General features: G+C 40.0%; 12 protein-coding genes. 3 read left to right on the forward strand and 9 right to left on the reverse strand.

The window, feature by feature from the left end; genetic code table 11:
* Positions 1 to 146 precede the first annotated feature (146 nt).
* The 5 genes from J2Y37_RS07700 to J2Y37_RS07720 form a co-directional block, all read right to left on the reverse strand.
* On the reverse strand, positions 147 to 1085 hold the full coding sequence (locus J2Y37_RS07700) for a hypothetical protein (protein ID WP_349032448.1): 939 nt from the start codon (positions 1083 to 1085) through the stop codon (positions 147 to 149).
* 147 nt (positions 1086 to 1232) lie between these two features.
* Positions 1233 to 2228, reverse strand: a complete 996-nt coding sequence (ruvB, locus tag J2Y37_RS07705; protein WP_004668912.1) for a Holliday junction branch migration DNA helicase RuvB — start codon at positions 2226 to 2228, stop codon at positions 1233 to 1235.
* Positions 2229 to 2246: 18 nt separating this feature from the next.
* Positions 2247 to 2849 carry a Holliday junction branch migration protein RuvA gene (gene ruvA / locus J2Y37_RS07710; protein ID WP_004668911.1) on the reverse strand — a complete coding sequence of 201 codons (603 nt, stop codon included), beginning with the start codon at positions 2847 to 2849 and terminating at the stop codon, positions 2247 to 2249.
* A 107-nt stretch (positions 2850 to 2956) separates the two neighbouring features.
* Positions 2957 to 3280: a hypothetical protein gene (locus J2Y37_RS07715; protein ID WP_349032449.1), complete on the reverse strand. Its 324-nt coding sequence runs from the start codon at positions 3278 to 3280 to the stop codon at positions 2957 to 2959.
* A gap of 25 nt (positions 3281 to 3305) precedes the next feature.
* The gene (locus J2Y37_RS07720; protein WP_004668910.1) at positions 3306 to 4646 is read right to left on the reverse strand and encodes a deoxyguanosinetriphosphate triphosphohydrolase; all 1341 of its coding nucleotides are present in this window, start codon (positions 4644 to 4646) and stop codon (positions 3306 to 3308) included.
* A 396-nt stretch (positions 4647 to 5042) separates the two neighbouring features.
* Here J2Y37_RS07720 and purL point away from each other — a divergent pair, with 396 nt between their 5' ends.
* The 3 genes from purL to J2Y37_RS07735 all read left to right on the forward strand — a co-directional run bounded on the left by purL (position 5043) and on the right by J2Y37_RS07735 (position 10228).
* The gene (gene purL, locus J2Y37_RS07725) at positions 5043 to 8873 is read left to right on the forward strand and encodes a phosphoribosylformylglycinamidine synthase (protein ID WP_349032450.1); all 3831 of its coding nucleotides are present in this window, start codon (positions 5043 to 5045) and stop codon (positions 8871 to 8873) included.
* Positions 8874 to 8971: 98 nt separating this feature from the next.
* On the forward strand, positions 8972 to 9634 hold the full coding sequence (locus tag J2Y37_RS07730; RefSeq protein WP_349032451.1) for a hypothetical protein: 663 nt from the start codon (positions 8972 to 8974) through the stop codon (positions 9632 to 9634).
* 279 nt (positions 9635 to 9913) lie between these two features.
* Positions 9914 to 10228: a hypothetical protein gene (locus J2Y37_RS07735; RefSeq protein WP_004668903.1), complete on the forward strand. Its 315-nt coding sequence runs from the start codon at positions 9914 to 9916 to the stop codon at positions 10226 to 10228.
* 268 nt (positions 10229 to 10496) lie between these two features.
* Here J2Y37_RS07735 and J2Y37_RS07740 read toward each other — a convergent pair whose 3' ends face one another.
* The 4 genes from J2Y37_RS07740 to ptsP all read right to left on the reverse strand — a co-directional run bounded on the left by J2Y37_RS07740 (position 10497) and on the right by ptsP (position 16958).
* Positions 10497 to 11261, reverse strand: coding sequence for a nitroreductase family protein (locus J2Y37_RS07740; RefSeq protein WP_349032452.1), 765 nt, complete (start codon positions 11259 to 11261; stop codon positions 10497 to 10499).
* A 193-nt stretch (positions 11262 to 11454) separates the two neighbouring features.
* Positions 11455 to 13176 (reverse strand): fructose-specific PTS transporter subunit EIIC, encoded by a 1722-nt coding sequence (locus J2Y37_RS07745; protein ID WP_349032453.1) that lies wholly within the window; start codon positions 13174 to 13176, stop codon positions 11455 to 11457.
* Positions 13163 to 14113 (reverse strand): 1-phosphofructokinase, encoded by a 951-nt coding sequence (gene pfkB, locus J2Y37_RS07750; RefSeq protein ID WP_349032454.1) that lies wholly within the window; start codon positions 14111 to 14113, stop codon positions 13163 to 13165. Before pfkB ends, J2Y37_RS07745 begins: the two co-directional genes overlap by 14 nt.
* Positions 14106 to 16958, reverse strand: coding sequence for a phosphoenolpyruvate--protein phosphotransferase (gene ptsP, locus J2Y37_RS07755; protein ID WP_349032455.1), 2853 nt, complete (start codon positions 16956 to 16958; stop codon positions 14106 to 14108). Before ptsP ends, pfkB begins: the two co-directional genes overlap by 8 nt.
* Between the last annotated feature and the right edge of the window lie 101 nt (positions 16959 to 17059).

Genomic DNA, 17059 nt, shown 5'->3' on the forward strand with positions numbered 1-17059 from the left:
TCCTTTAACCTATTTCAGTATGTTTCGGGCGATGGTGGAATGATAGGGTTTCGAGATAGCGATGGAAATAGTAATAAATAACATATTGGTGACAGAGGGGAAAAATAAAGCCCTGTGAAAGGGCTTCATTTTTGTTTAAGCAGAAATTAATAGAATTCAATCCAGTCGATTGTTTGAGGGAAGCCCATAACGCTGCGATTATTGGCATAAGCATTAATTAACGCTTGACCATTGGTAGTTCGAGTAATAACAATCGAATTTTGTTTGTTATTGATATCTTCGATATCTAATTTAGCTTGGCTTGGATCCATTTTTTCAAGATATTGAATGTTGTTAAATGCAAAATGGGAGTTAAAGTTGACAGAGAAAAATTTTGCTTTAACGTCTCCGGTTAACTGACCTTTCGCATTGCTATCTATTTCCCCTGTAGAGATTGAGTAATCAGAAGTCAACGTGTAATTATTTATAATAAACTGATAGTTGTTGGTTTTGTCGAGTTTATCTAGAGACTTATAAGTGAATTGATTAGCTTCGAATAAATCACGATAAATATCATTGCTCATAGAAGTGGAGGTCTTAGTCAGTTTTCCATTAACTGTATGGAGCTCATCTGCAAAATCAATATTAAAATTAATTAAAGTTAAATCAATTTTTTCTGAATTTGATGATTGGCTAAATTTAGCTTGAATAGTACCAGATGCAATGACTACTTCATCTCGCCCAAAAATAGGATATGATCCGTTATTGGAGTTAACAGTGAGGTTTTTACAGTTGTTTAAGGTCACACTACTATCATTGTTTAATATTGCACTGCCTGATTGGCAAGAAACTGTATGGTGATCAGGATTTTGGTTGCTAATTAGATTGTGGATTTCTTGTGCTATGGTGCCAATTTCAATTATTGGATTTTCATATTCGTTTGAAATAGAGACTACTGTTTCATTAATAATCTCAATATTCTCTTTCTTTGAAAAGTCTAATTTTTCTTTGCTATTGAATGATGGTTGGTTATTATCTCCACCCCCACATGCTGTCAATAACAGTGCTCCTGAGCATATTGTAGAAATTAATAATTTGTTTGTCATTTCTTACCCTTATATTAAATTTTGGTTAGTTTAGATATCTAATTTGATTTTAAGACGATAAATTATAACAGGAAATTTTATTTAAAAAAAATTGATATTTTTATAGAATAAATATCGTGTTAATACGATATTATATTCTATAAAAGCTTATTCAGGCGGTGTCAAACCAAACTGTAAATACGCCATATTGGTTGCAATACGACCACGTGCGGTTCGCATCACATAACCTTGTTGGATTAAATAAGGCTCAATTACATCTTCCAATGTTCCACTATCTTCTGCCATTGCTGCGGCTAAGGCCTCAACACCAGTCGGTCGTCCTTCAAAACGTTCTAGAAGCATAGATAAATAACGGCGATCTAAAGTATCTAAACCATCTTTATCGACATTGAGCATATCCAAAGCGCGTTGAGCCATGTCTTGCGTTACTTCACCATTGCCTTTGACTTGTGCGTAGTCACGGACACGACGTAATAAGCGATTGGCAATACGTGGTGTGCCACGCGCACGACGAGCAATTTCCGTTGAACCTTCTTTAGTTATCGGCACATCCATCAGGTTGGCAGAGCGCGTGACAATGTGAGTGAGATCTGCGACTGAATAAAATTCTAAACGTTGCACAATACCAAAGCGGTCACGTAAAGGCGAGGTGAGTAGACCAGCACGTGTTGTTGCAGCGACCAAAGTGAATGGGGGAAGGTCTAATTTAATTGAGCGAGCAGCAGGGCCTTCACCAATCATAATATCCAGTTGGTAGTCTTCCATAGCTGGATAAAGAATTTCTTCAATCACTGGAGATAGGCGATGAATTTCGTCAATAAATAAAACGTCACCTTCTTCAAGGTTGGTTAGCATCGCGGCCAAATCTCCTGCACGTTCCAATACAGGCCCGGAGGTTGACTTTAAATTACCCCCCATTTCACGTGCGATAATATTTGCGAGTGTCGTTTTCCCCAATCCTGGTGGACCGAAAATCAAGGTATGGTCTAAGGCTTCACCTCGTCCACGAGCAGCCCCAATAAAGATTTCCATTTGCTCACGCACTACAGGCTGACCAATATAGTCGGCTAATGAGGTTGGACGAATGGCACGATCAAAATGATCTTCAGGTTTTTCAGAACCACTGATTAAACGGTCTTGCATAATTGATTTGGTCTATCTTTATTTATTCAATGATTTAAGCGCAGCACGGATGATATCACTCGCTTCGGTAAATTCGGCTTTAACGGATTGAATCAGTTTTTGAGCTTCAAGTGGTTTATAGCCTAATGATTGTAAGGCAGCTTCAGCTTCAGCAACAGCAGAGTTTCCAGTGAATTGTATTTGAGTTGATGCTGAGTTATTCGAGGTCGTATGAGTTGAAAATGCTTTGAAACGATCACGTAGTTCAATCATCAAGCGTTCAGCGGTTTTCGCGCCGACACCAGGGACTTTCACCAATGTTTTGACATCACCATTTTCAACGGTATGTATCAGCATATCCACGCTCAAGGTTGAAAGAATACCTAAAGCCATTTTAGGGCCAACGCCATTGACTTTAAGTAGGGTGCGAAAAATGGTTTTTTCATTGGTATCAATAAACCCATAGAGTTGTTGTGCATCTTCACGAACCACCAAATGCGTCCATAAAGTCACTTTTTGTCCTTTTTGTAATTGGCAAAATGTCGAAAGAGGAGTATCTATTTCATAGCCGACACCATTTACATTCAGTAATACAGTTGGGGCTTCTAAGGCAAACACTTCGCCAATTAAACATCCGATCATGAGGTATATTTCACTATTTTATAAATGATTGAGTTTGTAGGGTAAAAGCAAAAAAGGTTTCTTACTTAATCTAAATAATCTGGTATTGTGTGCTTGAACAGCATTATTTACTCATCAATGACATCAATAACTTCTGGGTTATGGCTATATATTTGAATTAAAGCACGAACAAGCTTGTTGTAATCTTTAAAACTAATATCAAAATAAAAGTGCTCTAGCGTATAATCCGATTTTACTAAATGGATACCATCACGCATAAGTGAAATTTCAGCTATGTGATTGTAGCCACCATTACTTTGGTTATTAAACTCGAAATACACTTTACTACATTCTTTACCATCAAGTTCTTTCCGCCATAGTAAATATTCTGAATCAGATAGAAACATACTTACAGTCAAAACTCTATTTTCTACTGATTCGCTATATTTCATAATCTAAAAGCTCGATCTTACATCACTAAAAGAAACCTATTTTATTGCCTTTCAGCTCTTGTGCCAAACTATAGGCTTGGTGGTCAGAGAACTTACTAATAATATCCAAGACCTGCATAATATTTTGATAATGATTGCTTTGGAAATTTGCCCCAGAGTGCTGCAAAATTGAAAGCAAACGCTGTTCTTTAAAACTTAAGCTCTTATGTGGCATGGTCAATGGAACAAAAGCATCTAAAATCGTTTGTAAGCTTTGATGTGCAATAATTTCCAAACCTGATTTTTGTGGATGTTCAAAGATCCGATCTCGGGCAAGATTTTTTGCAGTTTGAATGCCTGCTTCAATATCAGGTGAGCAGTATTGTAAAAGGCTACCTTTGAGCTGACCTGTCAAGATTTCATAATGATGCTTGGCAAATGCTGAACTGACTTCTTCGACGAGACGTTTCATGACACGTCCACGTAAAGCTGCGATTTTTTGTTGCCATGTGGTGTGGGGTAAATACAACTCTTCGGGACGACCAAAGTCGGCGATTAAATTCAGAAATATGGGTTCGACTTCATCATAGTCCAACATGTTTAAAATAATGCCATCTTCTAAATCAATCAGCGCATAGCAAATATCATCTGCGGCTTCTAATAAATAGGTCAATGGATGGCGACAATAATGATATTCACCGAGTTGGATTAATCCTAGTTGTTCAGCAAGCTGTTTTAAGATCTCTTTTTCTGATTGATAACAACCAAACTTTGCTCTTTGGTGAGATGGGATATCACCTTGTGCTTCAATGGTTTTGGATAACCACGGATATTTAAGATAAGCCCCTAAAGTGGCGCAAGTCAGACGCATACCACCATCGTCAGGATGATAATCAATACGACTCAATAAGCGAAGACCTTGAGCATTACCTTCGAATTGACGCACATCGGCAGCTTCTTCTGGAGTCAATTTTGTAAGAAAGTCTCGATGTGATGCATCATCAAACCATTCTCGAATGGCATATTCGCCCGCATGCCCAAAAGGTGGGTTGCCAATATCATGGGCGAGACAGGCTGCTTGAATAATTGCACCGACATCCGCCGGTGAAATCCAAACGGGTAATTCATCTTTAATCTTTTCCGCAGCGAGCATGCCTAAAGAGCGTCCGATACAAGACACTTCCAGCGAATGGGTTAAACGAGTATGGATACCATCATGTTGGGTAAGCGGATGAACCTGTGTTTTTCTATTCAGTTGACGAAAGCTTTGGGAAAATATAATTCTGTCATAATCTTTATGAAATGGACTTCGAGCCAATTCTGAACTGCTTTTTTTACTACCTAAACGAATTGCAGAAAGCAATTCCAACCAACGCATTTGTTCCATGTATCATGATTCACTATCAATTCACGATCATCATGCCAAAAAAAATATCAAAGCACTAGGGTGGAGCGACATAAGTTGTCTTAGATCAGTCTGCATCATAAATGTCGAGATGAATAGAAATATAATTTATTGTGATAAACGCTTATCTAAACTAGAAATTATTAAAAAAGATGCAGTAAAAATAAGTGATATTGATTGTTTTACAAACTAAAAGAATTGTTACGAATACAGTCACAGTCATAAGGCTAAAAGGAATTCGCTAATTTACAGCAGAAAACTCTAGTTTTTAAGATGGATATGGCTAGCTGAAAAGAGCCTTTCACAGTAGAATATGCGCTCTTTCATAAGTCACATTGCGGTAGGTCTGTTCGATCTGCCCGTGGAGCCAAAGTCAACATGTTTATCGTGGCCGGTGCATCAGCACATTCTTCTTTTAAGAAAGCTCAACTCTTAAACCGTTTAACGTCAATGAGTTCTGTTCAATCTTTTGACAGCCAGTGGGTTTATTTGTTTGATCAAGCGCTCAACGAGCAGCAGTATCAATCGGCATTACAACTATTAAACGATGGTCAATCTTTTGAACTTCGCCAAGCTGCAAGTGATGAAATCCAGATTTTAGTGACACCACGTGTTGGCACAATTTCGCCGTGGTCATCTAAAGCAACCGATATTTTCCAAAACTGTAATACGCCGATTCATCGTTTAGAGCGTGGTCTTTTATTTACCTTAAAAGGGGTGAAAGAGATTTCGAACGAAGTGAAATTGGCATTACATGACCGCATGACAGAAAATGTTTTTGCTCAAATTGAAGATGCAACTGCACTGTTTTCTGAAACTGCACCAAAACCGTTGAACTCGATTGATATTTTGGGTCAAGGCAAAGATGCACTAGTTAAAGCCAATAATGAATTTGGTTTTGCGCTCTCTGATGAAGAAATTGATTACTTAGTCGCAGCATTTTCTAAGTTGGACCGTAATCCAAATGACATCGAATTGATGATGTTTGCACAGGCAAACTCTGAACATTGTCGTCATAAAATCTTTGGTTCTGAATGGACAATTGATGGTGAGAAACAACCATTATCATTGTTCCAAATGATTAAGAACACCTATAAAGAATCTCCAAACGATGTGTTATCAGCTTATAAAGATAATGCTTCTGTGATCGTCGGTTATGACACCATGCGTTTTTACCCAAAAGCGGATGAAAATGGTCACTTCGTATATAAATATAAGAGCCAAGCAGCTCACATCTTAATGAAGGTTGAAACGCACAACCATCCGACCGCAATTTCTCCATTCGCTGGTGCTGCAACTGGTTCGGGTGGTGAAATCCGTGATGAAGGTGCGACAGGTCGTGGTGGTAAACCTAAAGCAGGTTTAACAGGCTTTACGGTTTCTAACTTAAATATTCCGGGCTTTGAACAGCCTTGGGAAGAGAACTACGGCAAACCTTCACGTATGGCATCGCCATTACAAATTATGATTGAAGGTCCATTAGGCGGCGCGGCATTTAACAATGAATTTGGTCGTCCTGCGCTGAATGGTTATTTCCGTACTTTCGAACAGAATGTAAATGGTGAAGTAAAAGGCTTCCATAAACCAATCATGATCGCAGGTGGTTACGGTAATATTCGTCCTGACCATGTGGAAAAAGATGCGATTCAACCGGGTGACTTACTCATTGTATTGGGTGGCCAAGCAATGTTGATCGGTCTCGGTGGTGGTGCTGCATCTTCTGTAGACAGTGGTACGATGGGTGAGAGCCTTGATTTCGCTTCAGTACAACGTGAAAACCCAGAAATGGAACGCCGTTGCCAAGAAGTGATCGATACGTGCTGGCGTTTAGAAGACTTCAACCCAATCGTTTCTGTACATGATGTCGGTGCGGGTGGTTTATCAAATGCGATGCCTGAACTTGTGAACGATCACGAGTTAGGTGCGGTGCTCAATCTTCGTAAGATTCCATCATTAGAGCCGGGCATGAGCCCAATGGAAATTTGGTCAAATGAAGCGCAAGAGCGTTATGTCCTTGCGATTCGCCCTGAGTCTTTAGCACAATTTGAATCAATCTGTGCACGTGAGCGTTGTCCGTTTGCTGTATTGGGTGAAGCGACTGAAGCACGTCATTTAACAGTTGAAGATCCATTGTTTGAAAACAATGCAGTCGATATCCCGATGCAAGTGATGTTGGGTGGTACGCCACGTATGCAACGTGCGTATGAAACCATTGAACGTACAGGCACTGACTTTGATGCATCAAAAGTTGATTTGAAAGATGCGATCTTCCGCGTATTGAAAAATCCAACGGTTGCTTCTAAATCGTTCTTGATCACCATTGGCGACCGTTCGATCACAGGTATGGTTGCACGTGACCAAATGGTCGGTCGTTGGCAAGTTCCTGTTGCAGATGCAGCAGTAACCACAACGAGCTTACAAGGCTTCACAGGTGAAGCAATGGCAATGGGTGAACGTCCACCAGTTGCATTGTTAAACCCTGCTGCATCTGCTCGTTTAGCAGTTGCGGAAGCGATTACCAATATTGCATGTGCCAACATCGAACAAATCAGTGATATCAAACTTTCTGCAAACTGGATGGCTGCAGCTGGTCAAAAAGGTGAAGACCAAGCATTGTTTGAAGGTGTGAAAGCGATTGGTATGGAAATGTGTCCTGCATTGGGCATCGCCATTCCAGTCGGTAAAGACTCACTTTCAATGCGTACTACTTGGAATGATGGTGAAGACAAAGCTGTAACTTCTCCAATGACAGGCGTGATCACTGCATTTGCACCAGTTTTAGATGTACGTAAAACACTAACACCTGAATTAAAAAATATCGCTGATTCAGTATTGGTTCGTATTGATTTATCTAAAGGTCAGTTCCGCCTAGGTGGTTCGATCCTTGCTCAGGTTTATAAAGCAATCGGTTCTGTTACCCCTGATGTCGATAGTTTTGATGACTTCAAAGCATTCTTTGCATTGATTCAAGATTGGAACAATCGTGGTTTGATCAAGGCTTACCATGACATCGGTGATGGTGGTTTATTAGCGACTGTTGCTGAAATGATGTTTGCTTCACGCTTAGGTGTTGCTCTAGAAAATCAATCGACTGAAAGCTTATTTGCTGAAGAAATTGGTGCAGTACTTCAAATTACTGCTGCTGATTGGGCGCAGTTAGAAGTTGAAGTTGCAGCGTCAAGTTTGAAAGATGCCATCGCTGTTGTTGGTCACGTGAACACAACTGATCAATTGGTTATCAATGGTTTAATTTTAGAACGTGCTGAATTACAACAAGCTTGGGCTGAAGTATCTCATCAGATCCAACGTTTACGTGATAACGTTGAAACTGCTGATCAAGAGTTTGCCTTAATTGCAGATCAAAACCACAAAGGTTTAATTGCGCAAGCAACCTATGACTTAAATGAGCCTGTAGAAGCGCCATTTATCAATACACGTCGTCCAAGTATGGCGATCTTGCGTGAGCAAGGTGTCAACGGTCATGTTGAAATGGCAGCTGCTTTTGATAAAGTCGGTTTCAATACCATCGACGTGCATATGAGTGACTTACTTGCTGGTCGTGTGAGCTTAAGCGATTTTGAAGGCTTAGTGGCGTGTGGCGGTTTCTCATACGGTGACGTGATGGGTGCTGGTGGTGGATGGGCTAAATCAGTATTGTTCAACGCGAAACTACGTGATCAGTTTGAACAATTCTTCCATCGTGAAGATACCTTCAGCTTAGGTGTGTGTAACGGCTGTCAAATGATCTCTCAACTTGCGCCATTGATTCCGGGTGCAGAGCATTGGGGACGTTTCCATCGCAACATGTCAGAGGTATTTGAAGCGCGTGCAGTCAATGTTCGTGTAGAGAAATCGGTATCTATCTTGCTTGAAGATATGCAAGGTTCAATTTTACCGATTGCGGTTGCGCATGGTGAAGGTCGTTTAGTTGCAACTGAACAACAACTTGCAGCTTTAAATGCTGAGAACCAAGTGGTGTTACGTTATGTGGATAGCTTGGGTAATCCAACTCAGCACTATCCGTTGAACCCGAATGGTTCACCTGAAGCAATTACAGGCTTAACCTCTAAAGATGGTCGTGCGACAGTGATGATGCCGCATCCAGAACGTAACTTCCGTGCTTTACAGCATTCTTGGAAGCCTGAAGATTGGGCTGAAGATGGTGCTTGGTTGCGTATGTTCCGCAATGCCCGTAAATTTATTGGTTGATATAAAAGATTGATTGCTAGGAATGCCACTTTAGAGTGGCATTCTTTTTTTAAAGATTAAAAATAAATGATGAATATGAAAATAAAGGAAAGAATTAGATGCGAATTTTTTTATCAATAATAATTGGTATTTTTATCACAGGATTAGGTATTTTCTTTCTATACAATGGAAAATTAAATGGTACTGAGTCAGTAGTTCTTATTTTGGGTGGGGTACTCATAGGTTTCGTTGTTTATTTTTCCTCTGAAATACAAGAGTTTTCAATAGCTGGGAATGCTGTTAAATTAAAAGAATTAAGAGGTGAAGCACTTAAAACTATTGATGAGTTAAAGCAGGCACGGGCTGATACTTTTAGATTGATGTTGGTTCAAGTATTAAAACTTAGTGGTGGGTGGGGAAATGGATCAAAAGTGGAAGAAAGAGTCAAAGATTTTCTTAATACTTATGATGTTATTGTTAAATTTGAATGCGTAGAAGCTTTGAGTGATGATCTTAAAAACGCTTTAAGTGTATTAATAACATCTCAATATAATAAGTTACATTTCATTCATGAGTCAGAAAAGAAAAGCGAACAATACTGTTTAGATGATTTATGGAAGCCTCAAGATCTATACATAAAACTAAAAGATGAAATGGTTCAAGATATTATTGATAGATATCAAAGTGGAGGACCAAAATTTGAAGACATTAAAAGAGATATTTATTTAGCTCTAGAAGCTTATAAAGAACTTTACTTAATTTATAAAAAACTACAGTCTTAGGATACGAAATACATAAATCTCATTTTAGTTTCAATTGGTTCAATTTTTGCTTTCTCAATAATGATCATAAAAATCGGAGAACAATATGATGAAAAACGAAAATCACATAAGAATCATCTATAGCAAAGACAAAGGTTGGTTTTGGTTTGGCTTAACCGTCGTCATCCAAATTTTATTTATCTTTGTGAGTTATCTTGTGATGAATATTTCACTTTGATTTTTCTTTATTTTTAAGACTATGATCTAGCTAAATTCGTAAAGATCAAAGCTGCTAAACATATGCTAAAACTCATCTACTACGTACCTGAATCACATCTTGAATCAACTAAACAAGCCATATTTTCAGTTGGTGCAGGTGGGATAGGGAATTATGAACACTGCGCATGGCAAGTGAAAGGCATCGGGCAGTTTAAGCCCGTTAAAGGTGCAAATCCATTTTTAGGGCAGTTAGATGAATTAGAGCAACTCGAAGAATGGCGTGTTGAAACGATTGTCCCAGAAGAAAAAGCCAGTGCTGTCGCCAAAGCATTAAAGGCAAGCCATCCTTATGAAGAGCCTGCCTTTGAGTTTATCCAAATATTAGATATTGAATAATTAGGGTCTGCTGACATTTCAGCCATGCATTGCGTTATCGGCTAAAACGACATAAACAAGGCATGAAATGCAGGCAATGGTGATCCCCTTGTCAAGTTTCATAACACAGTTTAGGGAGGTTTTAGCCATAACCCTACGGGACAGGGACATTTTTTGCCGCTTCTGCGTTATGTTTTGCTTACTTAGAATGACTAAGTTTCGCAAAACATGCCTTGTACCGTCTAAAAAATGTCCTCTGTCGCAAGCATCTGTGAAATGTCAACAGACCCTATACTTTTTGAATAAATAGGTCACGATCAAAACGATATTGAGGGAAGAATACGCCATCTTTGGCACGTTCACCTGCACCAATCACCATCACAGGATGTTGCTGATCATTTAATTTCAGAATTTTACGTACTAAAGGTTCATCAAAACCTTCCATCATACAACTATCAAAACCATAGGCACGTAATGCCAATACAAAATTTTCACATGCTAAAGCGGTCGTTTTAGTCGCCCATAGTTTTGCATCGGCAGGGTTAAATGCAGTCACAGGAAGTTGTTTATCGAGTGTGCGGGCAACCTTAAATGCAACTTTCTTAAAATTACCCAATGCATTGAAGTAACCTGTTTTATAGTTATATGGAATAAAACGATAATACTTTTGTACAGCAGGTGGTGCTTCAGGGAAAGGGAACTCCGTGATATTCAGTTTTGCCATTTCATCAACGCGATCCGTACGAGCAACACATACGATCAATTCAGGTGCTGTTTTGGCCGCAAGTTGGTTTAAACATGCTTTGACCAGTTGTTTTTTCTTGGCTGGATTTTGCACAACGTAAAACGTCCAAGGTTGTAAATTCGATGAGTTTGGCGCAAGCAATGCCAAATCCAAACATTCATCTAAAATTTCGCTTGGAATCGGTTTATCGGTAAATTTACGTACTGAACGGCGGCTTTCAACGACTTTGCGGAAGTTGGCAACATCAATGTCTTGTGGCGCAGGTTCGTAATAGCGTTTTTTTTCGGAAGATGTTTTTTGGGTTGTCATGAGTTCGATATTTTCCTAAATATTTATTCTTCTATTGGGACATTCCGACAAAAACCAACTGATGAAGTGAACAAGTTACTTTTTTATAAAAATATTGAATCAGTAAATTTTTTTAGAATCAAAAAAGTCTAAATAAAGAAGCAAGTTACTCAAGGGGAATAACTTGCTTTTAAAATTAAAAATGATATGAAGATTAAGCCGTTGCAGTTTCTAGTTTTGGTTCTGGACGTTTGAGTAATGCATAACTGATTCCTGTAATACAGCTACCCGCTGTAATTGCAGCGAGGTACAGCCACGCATGATTAATCGCATTTGGAATAAGTAAAACAAATACGCCGCCATGTGGTGTAACCAATTCACAGTGGAATAAGGCGACCAATGCACCCGTAACAGCACCACCTAAAATACAAGCTGGAATCACACGCATTGGATCTTTAGCTGCAAAGGGAATTGCACCTTCCGAAATAAAACATAGACCTAGTACAAAGGCAGCTTTGCCAGCATCACGTTCACTTTGATTGAATTTATTTTTTGCTAACAAAGTTGCAATCGCCATACCAATGGCGGGAACCATACCGCCAGCCATGGTCGCCGCCATTGGCATATAGGTATTTGTGGTGAGTAGCCCTACTGTGAAGGCATAAGCTGCTTTATTAATTGGACCGCCCAAATCAATACACATCATTGATGCGAGTACGATGCCCATCAAAACAGCATTGGTTGTACCCATATTGTTAAGGAAATCTTTCATCATTTCAAAGATATGTGCGACTGGCTGTCCAACTACATAGTACATAATCAGACCTACTGATAGTGTGCCTAAAAGCGGAATGATCAGAATAGGTTTTAATGACTCTAAACTGGTTGGCAATTTAATTTTCTTGGCGAGAAAAAGGGCAATGTAACCTGCGAGGAAACCTGAAACGATACCACCAAGAAAACCAGCATCAAGTTGTGTGGCAATTAATCCACCAATCAAGCCGGGCGCTAAACCAGGTCGGTCAGCGATTGAATAGGCAATATAACCCGACAGCATTGGTACCATTAAGGTAAATGCTGCTGCACCGATTTGTTTTAGTATATAAGCTAGGCTTCCTGTTTCTTCCGCTGCATTAAGACCGAAACAAAGTGATAGCGCAATTAAAAGACCACCTGCCACGACCATAGGCAGCATGAAAGACACACCAGTCAGTAGGTGTTTATAAACGCCAGTTTTTTCTTGGCTTTTATTTTCTGCCGTTTGTTTACTTTGTTTGGATGATTCAAGAACGGTTGCTTCACTGATTGCTTCGGAAAATGTTTTATCTGTTTGTTTAAGCGCAAAACCTGTACTGCAACGATAGACACGTTTACCCACAAAACGATCGGTATTCACTTCAATATCAGTGGCTAGAATAACAATGTCAGCTGCGGCAATCGCTTCATCAGTGAGGATGTTTTTTGCACCTACAGAGCCTTGTGTTTCAACATCAATCTGATAGCCAAGTTTATTTGCACCTTGTTGTAATGCTTCGGCAGCCATAAACGTATGAGCAACACCCGTTGGGCAAGCGGTAATCGCAACAAAACGTTGAGCTTGCTGTGTGCTGTTCAGTTGGGTTTCAGCTTTGAGTTGATCAATTGGCTGTGCATGCGCTAAAGCGTATTGAAAGGCCTGTTGAATATCTTGGTTCGCTTGTTCCAGTGAAATAGTGACGACTGGATAGGCTTTAAATGGGTCAAGTTGAGTCGGTGTCTGGCCAATAAAAATAACTTTATTAAATTCAATGTCAGGAATTTGATCTTTTACTGAAATGGTATGACTTTCAAAACCTTGTTGTTTCGCAAGCTGCGCCAATTTTTTTGTCAGAATCAATGCATCAACAGGATTTTGAGGATGATTGATGACCAATAAGAGAGAGTTAAGGGTTTGCATCAGATTCACTCAAGGTTTTGATCGTTGTGTGTTGTTTTAAATCAGCTAAAAGTTCAGGGGTTGGAACACGAAAGCCCACCTGAGTTACGGCATGACTGGCAATTGCCGTTGCTGTTGCTAGGATATCGTCTGTCGATAACTGGTTCGCTAGTCCATGAATCATGCCAGCCAAAAGGGAATCTCCAGCACCTACAGTACTTTTCACATGTACTTTAGGTGGTTGTGCAGCATAAGCTTTGTTTTGATGAAGCCAATGTACGCCATGTTCACCCATTGAAATGACGATATGTTCAATTTGAGAATTGAGTGATTTGAATAAGTGTTGTTGATCTTCAAGACTTTCAACAGACACCCCAAAACTTTCTTGTAATTCATCGGTGTTGGGTTTGATCATCCACGGATTCATGGCGATCGCAGCCGTTAAAGCTTTTCCACTCGTGTCTACAGCAACAGGTTTGTTTGGTATGTGTAGGATTTGCATGAGTTGTTTTAAATCATCCACGCCAAAGCCCAATGGTAGGCTACCCGCAATCACTACATAATCTACTGAGTCGCTACATTGTTGAATGCGTTTGAACAATGCTTGTTTATCTTCGGTAGACACTTGAAAGCCTTGACCATTAATATCGGTCATTCGTCCAGACTGTTCAGCAATTTTGATGTTTTGGCGAGTTTCACCCTCAATATAGATAAATTGGTCGTCAAACTGCATCGCTTGAAAATGCTGCTTAAAGAGCATTTGATTTTTAGTGCCTAAAAAACCAGACACAATCAATTCATGTCCTAAATCATGTAGCACTTGGGCAACATTAAGTCCTTTACCTGCGGCATGATATTGAATGTTCTGCTGACGATTGACTTCGCCGATACGTAACTGTTCAAGTTCGATGGTGGCATCAATCGCAGGGTTGAGGGTAATGGTTAAAATTTTAGCCATGTGTTTGCTCCACGAATGATCGAACGGCAGGTGCACTTTCACATTTGAGTGCGTGTTGGGCAAGCTGTTGGCAATCAGCAAAATTAAGCTGACGAATTTGTGCTTTCACTAGCGGAATACTGGATGCTGACATACTGAGTTCGTTTACACCCAAACCCAGTAAAACGGGCACAGCTTTGGGATCTGCGGCAAGTTCGCCACAGACACCGACCCATTTTTGCTGTGCGTGAGCTGCACGTACAGTTTGATCAATTAACATTAAAATACTTGGGTGTAGTCCATCAGCTTCGGCAGATAAAATAGGATGTCCGCGATCGATCGCTAACGTGTATTGGGTTAAGTCATTTGTGCCGATACTGAAAAAATCGACTTCTTTTGCAAGCAAGGGTGCGATTAAGGCTGCTGATGGAACTTCAATCATAATGCCGACTTCGAGGTTCGGGCAGGGATGCTTAAGCAAAACCTCATCTAAAATTGCTTTAGCAGCGCGCCATTCTTCAATACGTCCGACCATTGGAAACATGATTCTTAAAGGGCGATCATCCGCAGCACGAACCAATGCCATTAATTGTTGACGTAATAATTGTGGTTTACGTAAGGTTAAACGGATACCACGCACACCCAAGAAGGGGTTTTCCTCAGCATCTATCGGTAAGTAAGGTAACGGTTTATCACCACCGACATCTAAAGTACGGACTACCAAAGGTCGACCAGCCAAGGTATCTAATACATGGCGGTACTCTTTTTCTTGTACGTCTTCGTCAGGTGCTTGGCGATGCGCCATAAAGACTAACTCAGTGCGTAATAAACCAATTGCTTCTGCACCGTAGTTCACCGCTTTTTCAGTATCTAAAATTTTACCAAGATTAGCTGCCACTTCGACTCGATGCTGATCTAAGGTAATAGCTGGCTCGTGACAATGTTGCTCAGCTTCATGACGACGTTGATGTTGTAACTCACGTTCTTGGATAGCATCGTCAATCTGTGCTTGAGATGGATTGATTTCAAATGCACCTGTATCTCCATTAATCAACACCGTTGTATGTGGAGCAATATCTAATACCGCTTTACTTGCACCTACAACAGCAGGAATACCTAAAGCACGAGCAACAATCGCACTATGTGCACTTGCACCACCCACAGCAGTCAGAATGCCTGCGACACGGTCTTTATTCAGACGAGCGACATCACTTGGCCCAACATCATGCATGATTAAAATATAAGGTTGTTCAGGTTCTTGAACCGCCACTTCATCACATAAAACTGCTAAGACTTTGTCTCCAATATCACGCAAATCTGCAGCACGTTCAGCGAGTAATCGATCAGGTAAAGCAGCTTGGGCTTGCGCGGCTTTTTCAATATATTCGTACCATGCAGTTGGGGCAGTTAGGTTCTGATTCAGTGCTTGGTGAACTTGCTGAATGAGATCAGGGTCATCCAGCATTTCCAAATGTGCCATAAAGATTTGTTTGATTTCATTGGCTTCAGTTTTGGCTATGAGTTGATGGAGTGTGTTTTTTACACTATGTAGTGCAATTTCTAGTTTTTCCTTTTCTGCTTTTACATTATTTCCAAAACGTTCATATTGGAAATGTTTCGGTTTGATTACATGAGCTGGACCAAAAGCGAGTCCTGTGGATGCAGGAATACCTGTTGTTGGTGCTGTAATCTCTTCTTCAAACTCAAGAGTATTGGTCTGTTGAGTGTTAATTTTATGTTCAATTGCTTCGACCTCTTCACCTAAACCTTGTTGAACAGCTTGGATAATTTTCGAAAGGCCTTCTACAGCATCTGTATCCGGTTCAGCAATGAAAGTAAGTGTTTGCCCATATTTGCAACCCATTGCGAGTAGTTTGGTTAAGCTTTTTGCAGAGATGAATTGTCCATCATCCACAGCAACTCTAATTTCACCTTGATAAGTTTTGGTAATATTTACCAGTTGAGTTGCAGGGCGGGCATGTAGTCCATGCGCATTTGCCAACACAATACGTTGTGATGGCCAATCTGGGATCGTTTCTGCGCCAACCAGTTTGGCAATGTCTTGGCGATGATGCTGATCACTGAGTTGTTGCTGGATTTGTGGTTGGAATAATAAATCGAGTAAACGTTGTAATTGTTGGTAATCTAATTGTTCGTGCTGGGCAATACAAATCAAGGTTTGAATTTGTCCGTTTTTAAAATCGATGGTTTGATCAGCTTTGACGATACTGACCGCAGATTGTGAAACATAATTTTTCGCTGAAATAGACCAAAGCGTATCTTGGATTTGGATGAGATTTTTGGGATCAAGTTGGCTAATGAAACCTGCTTCAACTAATTTTTGTTGTTTGAGTAATTTATTTGCTGACCATAAGAAATCGTCAATATCAGTCGCTTGAATTTGAGTTTCGATCAAATTTTCATGCAAAACCAGTGTTTCAGGTTGAGCCTGTAAAATCTCAATAATTTGCGCTGCACTTTTGGCGTGTTGGACTTGATCTGAAACCTCTTGAGAAAGTGCACGAGTCAGAATTTGTAAAACTTGTAAATGCTCATCAGACTTTGCGGCAATGACAACTGCCAAATAAACTGTGTTTTCACCATCCCAAACCACACCTTCAGGAAAATGTGCCAAGCGAATCCCTGTTTCTAAAATAAATTCACGGGATTGGGGGGTGCCATGAGGGATCGCGATCCCTTGACCCAAATAGGTTGCACTTTGGGCTTCACGTGCATGTAATCCAGATAAATAATCTGATTTGACTAATTGATCTTGAACCAAAATATTGGCTAAACATTCGAGTGCTTCTGCCTTATCCTTAGCAGATTGATTCATATGTACATGTTGTGGTTCAAGTACAAACATAAAACATCCTTTGATGATGAAAATAATAGTCTCTGTTAAGTCCACGCTTAGACCTGTCAACAAAGATATTTTTAGAGTAACCGTTTATGTCACATGCAGCC

It is taken from the genome of Acinetobacter sp. 3657, from assembly GCF_031456775.1.
In the GTDB taxonomy this organism is placed as follows: Bacteria; Pseudomonadota; Gammaproteobacteria; order Pseudomonadales; family Moraxellaceae; genus Acinetobacter.